We start from the raw sequence: 13,697 nt of genomic DNA, 5'->3' as shown, positions 1-13,697 counted from the left end.
ACTACGTTCACAATTACAACTGTTAGGGTATTATGGTTACGTTTATTTATGGAATAATTTGCTATCTCATCTTTTTTGTGACATTTCTTTATGCTGTTGGCTTTACGGGAAACTTTATCGTACCGAAAGACATAAATGGTGGTGTCGTGGGCTCTTTCTTCCAATCACTCACGGTAAATATTGCTCTACTGAGTTTATTTGCTTTACAGCACAGTGTTATGGCGCGGCCAGGTTTTAAGCGGTGGTGGACGAAATATATCCCTAAAGCTGCGGAACGAAGCACTTATGTGCTGTTGTCGAGTGTCGTACTTATCATTCTTTTTTGGCAGTGGCGACCAATGCTTGGCATTGTTTGGCATATCGAAAATGCAATGGTACGAAGTGCCGTCTTTGGCTTATGCGCTGTGGGATGGTTAATCACACTTTCCTCATCATGCATGATCGACCATTTCGAATTATTTGGTCTAAAGCAGATCTTTTTTCATTTAAAGAATAAAAATGTGCGCGCTCATGGCTTTAAAAAGCCTGCTTTGTATCGTGTGGTACGTCATCCCATTATGCTGGGATTTTTTATTGCTTTTTGGGCAGCGCCGACCATGACGGTTGGGCATTTGATTTTTGCCATTGGCACTACGTTGTACATCGTCATAGGAGTCTGGTTTGAGGAAAGGGATTTGGTATGTCACTTTGGAAAAGACTACAGCGAGTACCAGAAAGAGGTATCGATGTTGTTGCCTTTTCCAAAGAAAAATATCAAATGATCGTTTATTGTTTAGTCACGCAAAAATACTAACTGCTTTTTATCGGACATTTGCGGTGAAAAGTAATACCCTTCGCTATCAAAGCTCTTCAAGTCTTCAATATTCTTTATACGGTTTTTTATGGCATAGTGTGCCATCAAACCGCGCGCTTTTTTGGCGAAGAAGCTGATCATTTTGTACTTGCCGTTTTTTAAATCTTTAAACACCGGAGTTATTATTTCGCAGTCGAGTTTTTTGGTATCTACTGCGGAGAAGTATTCATTCGAAGCTAGATTCACTAGCGTTTTGCCCTTTAATTCTTGTAAGTCATCCTTTAACACCTCGGCGATTTTTTTTTGCCAAAAGTTGTATAGGTTTTTACTACGGCCTACCTTTAGTTCGCGTCCCATTTCTAAACGGTAAGGACGGATTAGGTCTAGAGGACGAAGAACTCCATATAACCCGGAAAGAATTCGCAAATGTTTTTGTGCAAAATTTGCGTCATGTCCGCTGAAGTCTTGGGCATTTAAACCAGCGTAAACATCTCCTTTAAAAGCATACATTGCTTGCCGCGCATTTTTTACAGTAAACTGTGGCTCCCAATCTTGGTATCTTTCATAGTTGAGTTCGGCTAATTTTGTACTTATGTTCATAAATTCGCCTAACTTCTTTTGTGAAAGTTTTTGTAGTTTGTTGACTAATTTTTGCGCATCGTCGGCAAATAAGATTTGCGAATGTTTTTTTATCTTCACTGGTGTTTCAAAATCTAGAGTTTTCGAGGGAGATATTACATATAGCATTTTGTATCCTTTTTCCTAAACATCTTTGTTGATGGCAGACATCAGCATCACGTTGAAAAAAAGTAGATAGCCAATGACCACAACATCAAAAACATACTTGGCCTGTGAAAAAAACTCTGGTCCTTTATCAAATTGCATTACGACCAGATTAATGTGGTTTGACGGCCAAAAGTATACAGTTATGGTTGCGACCACGAAAAGTATAAATAAAATAAGAGAAAAGTTTACTGTCTTGGCTGCCGCATTCGGTTGATCTTTTGAAGTTCCTAAAAATCCGGTTTTGTACCCTACAATCATCGTAATTAACAGCACATATAAAATCCATTCAATTTTTATCTTATAGTGTTCAGCATGTATGATAAGGTCCCATAAATAGGGAATTGAACTAATTAGACTTTGATCAATATACGTCTTTACACTTGGATGTTGCTTATAAAAATAAGCAATGGCAAGTAGTGATAGAAAACACAAAGTAAAAAATAGGGTAACGATTTTTAATGTTTTTCCCATGGGAAAACCTTTCTTTTTTCGAGGCATTCTATGAGACCGCGACGTAGGCATGTTGTCAATAATTTTTGTTTACGGTTTCGTTAGTGTTCATTTAAGTACGTATTCATGTTTTAATCGCGTATTTCACGAAGTTTTTGCTGTAGCACAGTATAAATATGGTCGATATTTTCGCGAGATTTTCCAAGGACAACGCCGGTGAATTTACCGTTGGAGAAATTATAAATAAAATATCCTTCACTACCTTCTTTTGTCAGAAACAGATCTTGCAAATGTTGATAGAGTTGTTGGGGGGTTGTGCCTTCTTTGATTTGCTCATTACTTAAACGGAAGGCGGCGGCCTTTTTTTTCTTTGCGGCAAAATACCCATAGTGCGGTCCTGTAACGCGAGGGTTTGCTTCGACGATCCACACTTGTTGCTGCTTGGTAACAACCGTATCAAAACCAATAGGCCCACAATAACCCCGTTGCATAAAATCTTCCACAATAGGACGTGCATAGTTCCTAATTTTTTCAATAACATCGCGACTGCAATTGCTAGGAAAAACATTGCCACGGTGGATACATGTTCCCTCCTTACCGTAAGCAGGCGGAGCATCTTCAAATATTTGATCGCTAATAAATAGCTCTTCGATTTCGTTGTCGTGAACCCAGTAATTGATGGAAGGTGAGGCGACGAAACTATGCCACTCTTGAATTACACCTCCCCCTGGTAATTCATGGTTACTGACAAATGCTTCAACACCATCCTTGTCTTTGACAATAGTGGAGAGTAACCCCGAAGCTCCCTGGAAGGGTTTAATCACTGCTTCCCCTGTAAAATCGTCACGCGCCGCAAGACGTTGCCATGCCTCTATAAATTCGCTTTTACTATGGCAGGTAAATCCAAGTGGTACATGCCCGTATTTTTGACCTAGTTCAATGAGCGAACCTTTGTCTTCACCCCAAAATGCCAACTCTTTTGTGCAGAATGTATATTCAATATTTAAATGTTTGACTAAATCGTGAACAACAGGCGACTTTGAGGTAAAAGGCATAAATCTCTTGAGGGGAAATTTCTCCAATGTCTCGATCACTTCACGGTTTTTCTGTAAATTTTGTTCCCAAGTTTGTGAAGAAGAAAAATTTACCGCAAATATATTTTGCGGTTTTGGACCTAAACCAGCGGTGTTTAGTAGTTCAATCTCTTCAATGGGTATTTTGATCCCTGGGTAGTAATCGAGCAACAATACGTCTTCCCAGTTACACAACGCCGCAGCTCTTTTGCCATAACGTTCGATACCTTTTATGCTGTCTAATCCGTGAAATCCCTCTATGCGATGGTAGTATACATCCATGTTGATCTATATCTCCATTATTCTTTTACAATACGTTGTTCTAAGCGTGGGTATACATTGTCTTTTTTACGTAGGTAATCAGCAATGATATCGGGCAAACCCTTATTTGATGTGTAGTGGGGCGCTATTTCCTTTAGCATAATGTAATCATCCCCTCCTGAAGCAATGTAATCTAAGGTAAGCATTTCATATTCTTTATTCAAATTCAAAGGCTCCCCCTGTATTTTGATTTCAGAAACACGCGAAAATATTGGTTTGCTTTCAGAGAAGTGAAAAGACATTCCTCCCACTTGCAAAAATGCTCCAGGAATAGACTCATAACGTGCCACAGCATTCTCTAAAACTTCCTTAACAGCTTTACCAGAGATCTTTAGCGCCACCACTTTGTTTTGGTAGGGCAAAACATCTAAAACCATTCCGTAAGTCACATCTCCGATTGATATTGAGGCGCGAATAGCACCACTATTGATGATCGCAAAATCGGCTTGTGATCTTTTTTCTAGCATAATGTCAGCGAGTAAATTTCCGAGATTTGTCTCTTTCTGACGTATTTGTGAATATTCACCTTCTAAGAAAGTTTTCGATTGGCACAACACTTCACTGCGAATTTTTTCCATATTTTGCCATGCGGCAATAAGCGCTGTGCTTTCAGAGTCTGCACGATTGAATTTACTTGCGTCAGGCCCAATATCGTGGAATTGTGGTGTGCTGAGTTCGGTAATATTTACCTCTCCGAGTTGTACGCCTTTCTTTTTACTTGAACGAACAATCATCGTATTGTTTATTTTTACAAAGCGATTCTGTGTATCGACATCGTGGCGTCCGATGATTAAATTTACAGAGGGAAATGCTTTGGCGATTTCGATGTCATCGCTGTGCCGCAAATTACTGAGAACAACAACAATATCTGCTTTGTTTTTTAGTTTAGCAAGTATTTTTTGTAGTTCATTTGCAGGTTTGCGAAATATAAGATTTTCCACTGCTTGAGGAATAGATTGCACCGCGGCTTCGCGAGAGGTCAATCCAATAAAAGCAATACGCTTTTCATTTTTGCGGACGATGGTGTGCGAAGAAAAGAGTCGTGTATTTCCTTCGTATATGTTCGCGCACAATGGCGTAAATTGCGCGTCTTCTAATTTGTCTTTTAACTCTTCGGAACCGTAATTCAGTTCTAAGTTACTGATATTACATACATCAAGTCCCATGATATTTAACGCTTTGACCACAGGACGACGATCCTTGACATCGCCACGAAAAAAGTTTCCTGTCGTACACAATACAACATGTGAAGACTCTTCTATTTTTTTTACCGCTTGGGTTAAATAGGCCAACCCACCTAGCTTTTTTCTGTTATGAGTTTGCGGCAATAAACTAGCTTCCCAAGATGTCAGATACAAAATTTTTGTATCTTTTTTGTCATCAGAAGCATCTGTTTCTTGCGGTTGTTGGTTTGTATCTTGCGTTTCTTGATTCGTATCTTGAGGTTCTCCATATTTATGAATTTCTTCGACAGGGCGCGAATCGTTTTCAGTTATGTTACTATCTACATTTTGATTGTCTACATTTTGTTCGGTGGCGCTAGAAGTATCCATACCTTTTTGCGACACGTCATTTTGGTTTATAGCGTTTGTCGTTTGTTGTGTAGGGTTTTTCTGTTCCGTCAATGAATTTGGAGACGACACTTGATTTGTTGTGCACCCAACGGCAAGTAATACTAACACGATAGACAAAAAGACTTGCATTCTCTACCTCACTTTTCACTCAACATCTGTTCCAGACTTTCACCGCAATTAACTTGTTTAAGATATTTTTTTACGACCAAATGAATCTTTTTCACATCTTCGTCGGCAATTTTACTTTTCAGATTAAAAATGGTCCTTTTTTCACTTAAACTCAAATAACAATCTTTCACACTTTTTTGTAAAATTTTACGGTAATTAACAACTTTTTGATAGTACTCTACTTGCTTAAGTGCCCTACTGGCAAATACGCTTTGGCTATATTTTTTAGAAAAACTTTTCCACTGACGGAGGTTTTCATCAAAATCGTCTATTGTTAGCAACTTCTTGAAGTACTCTGCCTCTTTCGCTTCTGCTTTACTCAAAGAAAGTCTCAATTTCCAACTCGGATCTTGCAAGTTGGGATTTTCTCCTTCAAGAAGTGAAACTAAAAATTTATACAGCATTTGTTTTTGTTGTTGTGGCAAACTCTGTATTTTTTCCAGATCATTGCCGAGTAATTTCTCCACTTGCAGTGAAAGATCTTCGCGTTTAGCAATCGAAGCTAAATGTTTTAATAAACGCTCGACATCTATGTTAGGTAAATCGTTTAATAGATAGATTTCCTTTATACTAACTTTTTGATAAAAATAGCCACTTTGCAACATAATATTTTTTGCATGAGACGGGACTTTGATAAAGCAATGTAATCGCGACTTTTTCACGTCATATCTATAGTATTTTTCATCGAGAGGTACATTGTCCACCCAAACCTCCACCGGGTAGTAACTACCATCTACTTTTTGTACCACCGTATCTAAATTCAAAATGATTTCGCGAAGTGGGCGGAGGTAAAATTCTAATTGGACGGGACTTTCCGCCGGAGTAACAACTATATCGCTATGAATTTCTTCATGACTGTGAAAGTAAAGATCTACCTTATGTGTACCGGGCTTTAGTAAAAATTCGCCTTGTACTTTTTTGCCGTCAATTTTTAACGATGCCGGGGTCACTTGTTGTTTTGTCGCAATATCCGTAACTTCAGTGTTTACGAGTCGCTTTTTTGCGACAAAATTGATGTTGAGAAGTAACGTATTTTGTTCTTTTGTTACGGTGATTGTCGACTTATTTTGTAAACAAGTATAACCAGGAAAGTCAATAAATATAGTATAGCTACCTGGTTTTATCCTCGTCTGAGCGACGATTGGAATTTTTTGGGCATTGGCAACATAAGACTCGATGTATATCTGCGGTTTCGTATAGTCGGCTGGCGGTGTAACATCATATTGTACATTAGCAACAACCGGTATCTTACGCGTAATAATTTTATTGTGTAAAAATAGCTCATACAGGCCAATAACTGCGATAAGAGAAAATAGTATGGCGAGCGAAATGAGTAAAATTCGCTTGTATTTACGGATAACTTCAGAGGATTCGTTATTGGTAACTGTTTGCAAATTCTGAATAAACTGTTTTTCTGTTTCCGAAAGACTTTTTTTCGATGCCGTAGGTGCTATTGTTGCCGATTGCTTCGGGAGTAAAACACGAGTGGAAACAGAGGCTGCTACTTCTAACTCAACGCTATCCATCGCCGCTAATAGTTCCTCATCAGAGGAAAATCTTTCGTCACGTGGACGCGATATCATTGTCGAAATTAACCAGTTTAAGCTGGGACTGATGACACCTACACGCTCTGATAACGGAACCGGAGGTTCGTTTAGTGATTTCATTAAGCTGACCATGTTTTTTGCCTGATATGGTGGACAGCCACAAATCATTTCGTACATAACAACGCCAAGGGCATATTGGTCAGCACGCTCATCTAGTTCTAATTCATCGACATTTTCATCTGTCTCATACCAATGCATTTGCTCAGGAGATGCATATACAAAAGTTCCTACCATTGCTTGGGTCTTTGTTATACTTGCATCAGACTTACGTTTTACAATACCGAAGTCCGCTACCTTGAGATTGCGATAGTTGCGGTCAAATAGCAAATTATCGGGTTTTATATCGCGATGTATACAACCTTTTTGGTGAGCATAATACAACCCTTCAGCGACAGGACGCGCAAGACGCAACACATTATTGGGGAGCATTTTGCCGTTTTGATTTAGGTAGTTGCGTAGTGAACCACCTTCCATTAATTCCATTGCATAAAATAATGTGGGGGGGTCGCCAAATTTATCACGGTGATATACCGTAACGATGTTTGCATGCGAAATCGTTGCCATTGTGGCAATTTCTCGTTCAAACCTTTGCAACTCAGCTGTTGTCATGTCACAGGTGGGAAACAGCTTGATCGCCACTTGCCGATTTAAAGACAATTGGCGTGCACTAAATACAGACCCCATGCCTCCTCGTCCGAGAAATGATACTATTTTATAATCGTCCGCAAGAACTCGACCGATCATGGGGTGCTTATCTGCCATAGTCATGTGCCTTTTTAGAAGGTGTTTGACAAAAAAACAAAAACAAACTACAATCTTTCGAGATTGTATGAAAAATAAAGTTTTTTCACAATGAAATTTTATATTTTTTGAAATCCTGTACTCAGTAATTCAAGTAGTTGATTCTCGAAAGGTTGTTACACCTCATAAATTAAAAACTACGGTGAGATGTAGCAAATAAAATATATGAATATTCATGAATATCAAGCCAAGGAAATCCTTGCAAAATTCAATGTTCCCGTCCAACAGGGCGTCGTCGTAAATAACGGCGATGAAGCTGCTGGCGCATATGAAACACTGGGATCAGAACTTGCAGTTGTCAAAGCTCAAGTCCACGCAGGTGGTAGAGGTAAAGGCGGAGGAGTAAAACTTGTACGTTCCGCACAAGAGGCAAAAGAAGTTGCAGAAACGATTTTGTCCAAACCACTAGTTACTCCACAAACCACCGCTGAAGGTGTACCTGTACACAAACTTTTGGTTTGTCCAGGTGCTGACATAGAAAAAGAGTACTATGTTGGTATGGTAGTTGATCGTGCTCTAGGCCCGGTTATTATGGCTTCAACTGAAGGTGGTATTGAAATTGAAGAAGTTGCAAAAAATACCCCGGAAAAGATTCTGAAAGAACCTGTAGATCCTGGCTTAGGACTACAAGCTTTTCAAGCACGCCGCTTGGCTTTCGGTTTAGGTTTCGGTAAAGACCAACTTGGCGTTGTTTGCCAAATTATGCAAGGTTTAGCAAAGGCGTTCTTGGAAACCGATTGCGCCTTAATGGAAATCAACCCTCTAATCACTACGAAAACTGGTGAAGTTTTGGCACTAGATGCCAAAATTGGCTTTGACGACAATGCTTCGTTTCGTCATCCAATGTATGCTGAATTACACGACAGTACTCAAGAAAATGAAACAGAACTCAAAGCCGCAGAGCTACATCTTTCTTATGTAAAATTAGATGGTAACATCGGCTGTATGGTAAATGGTGCGGGGCTTGCCATGGCAACCATGGACATCATCAAGCAGGCCGGTGGAGAACCTGCGAACTTTTTGGACGTAGGTGGCGGGGTTAGTGAAAAGCGCGTAACCGAAGCGTTCAAAATTATCCTTTCAGACCCTAATGTCGAAGCGGTTCTCGTGAACATATTTGGCGGTATCGTACAATGCGATGTCGTGGCACAAGGTGTTATAGAAGCCGTAAAAGCAGTACAGTTGAGTGTACCTCTAGTTGTTCGCCTCGAAGGAACAAATGTAGAAAAAGGTCGACAAATATTTGCAGACTCAGATCTACCTATTATCACCGCGACTGGTATGTTAGAAGCTGCAAACAAAGTTGTAGAAGCAGCTAAAGGAGGAGCAAGCTAATGAGTATACTCGTAGGAAAAGATTCAAGAATTTTGTGCCAAGGTGTAGGTCGTGCCGGCCTATTCCATACTTCACAATGTATTGCTTATGGCACAAAGGTTGTTGGTGGTGTAAAGCCAGGCAAAGGTGGCACAACAGCTCCTATCGATGCGGGAGATGGTAAAGAGTATGATCCGCTACCGTTATTTAATACCGTTAATGAAGCCGTTGCCGCGGTAAAGCCTGATGTGACGATGATTTATGTTCCTGCTCCAGGAGCTGCTGATGCTATTATGGAAGCCGCAGATGCTGGAATACCTCTTATTATTTGTATTACCGAAGGTATTCCAACGATTGACATGGCGAAAGCTGCTAGGTATGTCCAGGAAAAAGGCTGCCGTTTAATCGGTCCTAACTGTCCAGGAATTATTACTCCAGGTCAGTGTAAAATTGGAATTATGCCTGGGTACATCCATACACCAGGAACGATTGGTGTCATTTCACGTAGTGGAACTTTGACCTATGAAGCAGTATGGCAGTTGACAAATGAAGGTTTAGGACAATCTACCTGTATTGGAATTGGTGGAGACCCCATCATTGGAAGTGTTTTTATCGACCTATTAAAAGATTTCAATAAAGATCCAGGTACAGAGGGTGTCATTATGATTGGTGAGATCGGTGGGGAAAATGAAGAGATCGCCGCTCGCTACATAAAAGAACATTTCACAAAACCTGTTGTGGGATTTATTGCAGGTCGCACCGCCCCTCCAGGAAAACGCATGGGACACGCAGGCGCAATTATCTCTGGTGGAAAAGGAACAGCAGCGGAAAAAATTGCTTGTTTGGAAGAAAACGGCATTGTTGTTGCACCTAGTCCAGCAGAAATAGGTATCACCATGAAAAATCTACTCAACAAGTAGTACATCAATAAAGAAGGCGCCTAGGCGCCTTCTTTATTCATTATCATCGTTATTCTTCTTTGGTGCATCATCGTCCATCATGAATATCTGCTCTAAATCTTGTGCATGAGGACTATTCTTCATTTCGCGTGCCAACGCCGATTTATTTAATACTTGTGTAACACTAAAGGCATTTTTCGCCGGTATTTTCGTTTTCGGTTTTTCATCCAGGGTAGAAGCCAGGGAACTATCCACATCGTCGAACAAGTCGAGGTATTTTTCTTCTTTTACTGGTTTTACGGTTTTTATAGGCTTCTTGACAACTTCTTCTACTACTCTTACTGGTTGAGGTGGTGCTTTTTTCACTTCTTTTACCACGCTTAAATTATCTTCAAGAACTCTCGTCTCTTTTTCTAGCTCTTGATATGCGGTTATGTTGCTAGCTCCTGAAAAACGATCTTCTAAATAGCTAGGTAATTTCGCAAGAATCTTTGACATACTTTTAACGTTGGTTTCTAAAGATTCCTGTTCATTTACAACTTTGCTGTGATCGCTCAAGACTTGCTGCAAAACAGCTTTTTGTTTACGCTGTTCATCTTGTATATCTTCAAGAACATCGTATATCTGAATCAATAAGCGATTTGTGACTTTGAAGTCGTCTTCGAGTCTTTTGCGAATTTTTGTAGTTTCAGCAGGCGAATTCACTACAATGTTGTTCGCATCGACCACATCTGTACTTATATAACAAAGCTTACCATTTCTCTCCGGCATGCAAGAGCAAGTAATGAACAGCGTGCCCAAAGGAAATACATCTTTTTTATATGAATCAATAGCTTTTGGAAAAAGTGCCAAGGGTTTTCCTACGTATTTAACGTTTTCAGATAACAGTTGAACAGCTTCTCCTTGTTTGGGATCTTGGTACTTCCAAGCAACTGTGAGGTAGTGATCAACATTTGGCCTTGTTTTATAATATGGACACCGAAAAGTCAACAGGCGCGATTGGTTAGTTGGTACTGAATCAAAAAAACGCATATTTTATCCTAAACGAGAATTTGTCACGATATAAATGTTACATGTCCTACTCTCAGTTTATATAAAATCACAATTGAAGTCAACAAACGTTTGAAATTCACTCCTTGACGTTCATGAATACCGGTGTATAATGACTATTTTTGTAATAGATGTTCCCATTTACAGACGGAGTCACCCAATGAAAGATTCTATAGAACATAATATTGAACAGCTAAAAACCGACTATAATTCTATCAAGGTGTACCTTTGACATCGAAACTCAAGTTGGAAAAATGCAGTCTTTAGAAGAAAAAATGGCCGAGGCTGACTTTTGGCAAAAGCAAGAAGAAGAGCGGCAAAAAGTAATTGAGGAATTGAAACAGGCGAAACAGATTGTCACACCTGTGATGGCTATGGAAGAAAAACTAGCCGATATTGAAACTCTCTATGAACTTGCCCAAGAAGAACAAGATGAAGATGTACTAAAAGACATTGAACAAGATATTAAAAAATGCCAAAAAAATATGAAGTCACTGCGTTTGAGTAGTATTTTTTCTAGTGCAGAAGACAAAAACAATGTATTTTTATCTATTCAAGCCGGTGTTGGTGGTACAGATGCTTGTGATTGGGCGAATATGCTGCTGCGCATGTATTTGCGTTTTGCAAACAATAAAAATTTCTCTCATCAAATTGTTGAAATTGATCCAGAAGAGGAAGCGGGAATTAAAAGTGCAACGATTCACATAAAAGGGGTCTTTGCATACGGATATCTAAAATCAGAAACAGGAATACATCGTCTAGTGCGTATTTCACCATTTAATGCAAACGGCAAACGACAGACTTCTTTTGCTTCCGTAACGGTAACACCTGAGTTTGAAACTCCTCCTCCCATTGAAATCGATGAAAAAAGGGATTTGAAAATAGATACATACCGAGCGTCGGGCGCAGGAGGGCAACACGTAAACGTGACCGATTCCGCAGTGCGCATTACACACTTGCCTACGGGAATGGTTGTATCTTGCCAAAATGAGAGATCGCAACACAAAAACAAGGCCACCGCATTGAAAATTCTTCAAGCGCGCCTCTATCAAAAACAAATAGATGAACAACGCGAAGCATTCGACGAGCAATACGGGCAAAAAAAGATCGCGGGGTGGAGCAACCAAATTCGCTCATACTGTTTACATCCTTACACTATGGTAAAAGACCATCGTACAAGTGTCGAAAAAGGCAATGCCCAAGGTGTCCTCGATGGAGATCTTGATGATTTTATTGAGGGATACTTACTGAAGTCGTAAAAAATTACTTAAAATTTTTTGAATAATCTTCTTTATTTTTTGTCTGTATTTCAAAATAAGCTATAGTGGCTGCACAAAGGGGAGCTTTTGAGCTCCCTGCAGCAAAATATCAGTAAAAGGAAATTTCATGGCATGTGTTTTTAGGCTACCTCTATGGATTTTTTTCTCTGCGTTCGTCTGATTGTAAAACCTAAATTCATACTAGCTTTTCTTGTACTATCGAGTTTTTCTTTTTTACAAACACAAGTCATCTCCGACGTATACCGCAAAAAATTTTATACACAAATTCCTCCGACATGGATACCACCTAAGCAAAAATTAGAGATTGTAAAAAAAACCAGAAAACGCTTAGAGAAAGAATGGGCCATCAATCAAGTCAAAATTGAAAATGTACTTCCGAAAAAGGAAATCAAGGCGCTAAAATGTCACCCGCCATTTTCAATGAAGATAACACAAAAAAAACCAAAGAAAGAAAAAAAATCTCCGCGTAAAGAGAAAGAGAAATTACTGCTTACCTTTTTACTCATTGTGTACCCACGCAGCTACCGTAGTATTATAGAAGATCCTCTTGAACCACCACCCATAGACTATCTTGGCAGTACAAAACTGCTCGCTTTTTATTTTTACAAGCCGCAAACAAAGAAGCCGAAAAACAAAAGCCAAAAGAAAATGGAAAAAGAAATAAGCAATATTTTTTATTTGAAGTAGGATGGGAAATGAATGTCACGTAGTTGTAATTGTTTTGATATGCATGGTTATCCTCGTAAGAGAGATGTAAAAATACAGTTTCACATGGAGGAGCAAGATACACAATGTGATGCATGGCAGCACCTTTTGCAAATTATCGACGAAGCTGCCCAAGACAGAAGGACTATCTTTGATCCGGGTGCGGAGATGACCACAAAAGAGTGGCGGCAAATCATTACGTTACCTCCTTCGATTCGCAAGTTAAAATTTGTGCGGCGATTTGTACTTTACGGTTGTTATTTAGTGCGAATTCCTCCGGAAATTAGCGAAATGACCGCTCTCGAATCTTTAGATACGTATACCTCGTATCATTTGCATTGGTATCCCTATGAAATTACTCATTGTCCGAACCTAAAGGACACTTGCGTAAGCGTACGTGCGTTGTACGGCAATGGAAAATATTTACCGCCTTTTGCACAAATTCCATCTATTTCTCCGCTTTTCACCCCAAAAAATTGTAGTGTTTGTCGCGGTCCGTTTACGAGCTCTATTCAGCAACTGTGGCTTTCGAAATTTGTCGGAACAGATCTCCTACCTCTACTTGTTCATGCATGCTCGGATCAATGCATTAATGAGTTACTAAACGCTCATAGCCATGCAAAATTTTACAAAGAGAGCTCACATATTATTCGTGGAAAATCTTTGCATGAGATTCACAGCAATACACGTTACTATGGTTGTACATTTTATCTTGAAGAACGGTGGAATAAATGGTACACCATAAAAAATTCGCTATTTGATAATTGTAGTTTTCGATGTTATGCTGCATGGAAAGATATTGAGAATTGTCGTTTTGAAAATTGTAGTTTTCCATCTAGTTTAAATTGTTTTTACTCTCCACCAGCACGGACTTAG

Annotated in this window: 12 protein-coding genes; 6 read left to right on the top strand and 6 right to left on the bottom strand. The window is 39.4% G+C overall.

Annotation, left to right across the window (positions count from 1 at the left end; translation table 11 throughout):
* Nucleotides 1-32: 32 nt before the first annotated feature.
* A complete protein-coding gene (gene mddA / locus UABAM_RS01450; protein WP_151966210.1) occupies nt 33-761 on the top strand; it encodes a methanethiol S-methyltransferase in 729 nt (242 codons plus the stop codon).
* Between the two features lie 11 nt (nt 762-772).
* Here mddA and yaaA read toward each other — a convergent pair whose 3' ends face one another.
* From yaaA to UABAM_RS01425, 5 genes are all read right to left on the bottom strand, one after another.
* On the bottom strand, nt 773-1,540 hold the full coding sequence (gene yaaA / locus UABAM_RS01445) for a peroxide stress protein YaaA (RefSeq protein WP_151966209.1): 768 nt from the start codon (nt 1,538-1,540) through the stop codon (nt 773-775).
* 15 nt (nt 1,541-1,555) lie between these two features.
* Nucleotides 1,556-2,077: a hypothetical protein gene (locus tag UABAM_RS01440; protein ID WP_151966208.1), complete on the bottom strand. Its 522-nt coding sequence runs from the start codon at nt 2,075-2,077 to the stop codon at nt 1,556-1,558.
* Nucleotides 2,078-2,160: 83 nt separating this feature from the next.
* Complete coding sequence (locus UABAM_RS01435; RefSeq protein ID WP_151966207.1) at nt 2,161-3,384, bottom strand: ATP-grasp domain-containing protein; 1,224 nt, start codon at nt 3,382-3,384, stop codon at nt 2,161-2,163.
* A 17-nt stretch (nt 3,385-3,401) separates the two neighbouring features.
* Nucleotides 3,402-5,126, bottom strand: coding sequence for a bifunctional metallophosphatase/5'-nucleotidase (locus UABAM_RS01430; protein WP_151966206.1), 1,725 nt, complete (start codon nt 5,124-5,126; stop codon nt 3,402-3,404).
* Between the two features lie 8 nt (nt 5,127-5,134).
* Nucleotides 5,135-7,534, bottom strand: a complete 2,400-nt coding sequence (locus UABAM_RS01425; RefSeq protein WP_173013071.1) for a serine/threonine protein kinase — start codon at nt 7,532-7,534, stop codon at nt 5,135-5,137.
* 204 nt (nt 7,535-7,738) lie between these two features.
* Between UABAM_RS01425 and sucC the strand changes: the two genes are divergently transcribed.
* Together sucC and sucD are read left to right on the top strand one after the other, a co-directional pair.
* Nucleotides 7,739-8,908 carry an ADP-forming succinate--CoA ligase subunit beta gene (gene sucC / locus UABAM_RS01420; protein ID WP_151966204.1) on the top strand — a complete coding sequence of 390 codons (1,170 nt, stop codon included), beginning with the start codon at nt 7,739-7,741 and terminating at the stop codon, nt 8,906-8,908.
* The gene (gene sucD, locus UABAM_RS01415) at nt 8,908-9,807 is read left to right on the top strand and encodes a succinate--CoA ligase subunit alpha (protein WP_151966203.1); all 900 of its coding nucleotides are present in this window, start codon (nt 8,908-8,910) and stop codon (nt 9,805-9,807) included. Before sucC ends, sucD begins: the two co-directional genes overlap by 1 nt.
* 33 nt (nt 9,808-9,840) lie before the next feature.
* Here the strand turns inward: sucD and UABAM_RS01410 are convergent, their stop codons facing one another.
* Nucleotides 9,841-10,818, bottom strand: a complete 978-nt coding sequence (locus tag UABAM_RS01410) for a hypothetical protein (RefSeq protein WP_151966202.1) — start codon at nt 10,816-10,818, stop codon at nt 9,841-9,843.
* 178 nt (nt 10,819-10,996) lie between these two features.
* Between UABAM_RS01410 and prfB the strand changes: the two genes are divergently transcribed.
* The 3 genes from prfB to UABAM_RS01395 all read left to right on the top strand — a co-directional run bounded on the left by prfB (nt 10,997) and on the right by UABAM_RS01395 (nt 13,697).
* Nucleotides 10,997-12,095, top strand: a protein-coding gene (gene prfB / locus UABAM_RS01405; RefSeq protein WP_151966201.1) for a peptide chain release factor 2 whose coding sequence is annotated in 2 segments (ribosomal slippage) — nt 10,997-11,065 and nt 11,067-12,095 — 1,098 coding nt in all. Because the reading frame shifts where the segments join, the coding sequence is not laid out codon by codon here.
* Nucleotides 12,096-12,248: 153 nt separating this feature from the next.
* Nucleotides 12,249-12,803, top strand: coding sequence for a hypothetical protein (locus UABAM_RS01400; protein WP_151966200.1), 555 nt, complete (start codon nt 12,249-12,251; stop codon nt 12,801-12,803).
* A gap of 12 nt (nt 12,804-12,815) precedes the next feature.
* Nucleotides 12,816-13,697 carry a leucine-rich repeat domain-containing protein gene (locus UABAM_RS01395; protein ID WP_151966199.1) on the top strand — a complete coding sequence of 294 codons (882 nt, stop codon included), beginning with the start codon at nt 12,816-12,818 and terminating at the stop codon, nt 13,695-13,697.

Origin of the sequence: Candidatus Uabimicrobium amorphum, from assembly GCF_009002475.1 — a bacterium.
GTDB classification, from domain to species: domain Bacteria; phylum Planctomycetota; class Uabimicrobiia; order Uabimicrobiales; family Uabimicrobiaceae; genus Uabimicrobium; species Uabimicrobium amorphum.
The sequence above is the reverse complement of the archived record's forward strand: the minus strand, read 5'-3'. Positions and strand labels throughout refer to the sequence as shown.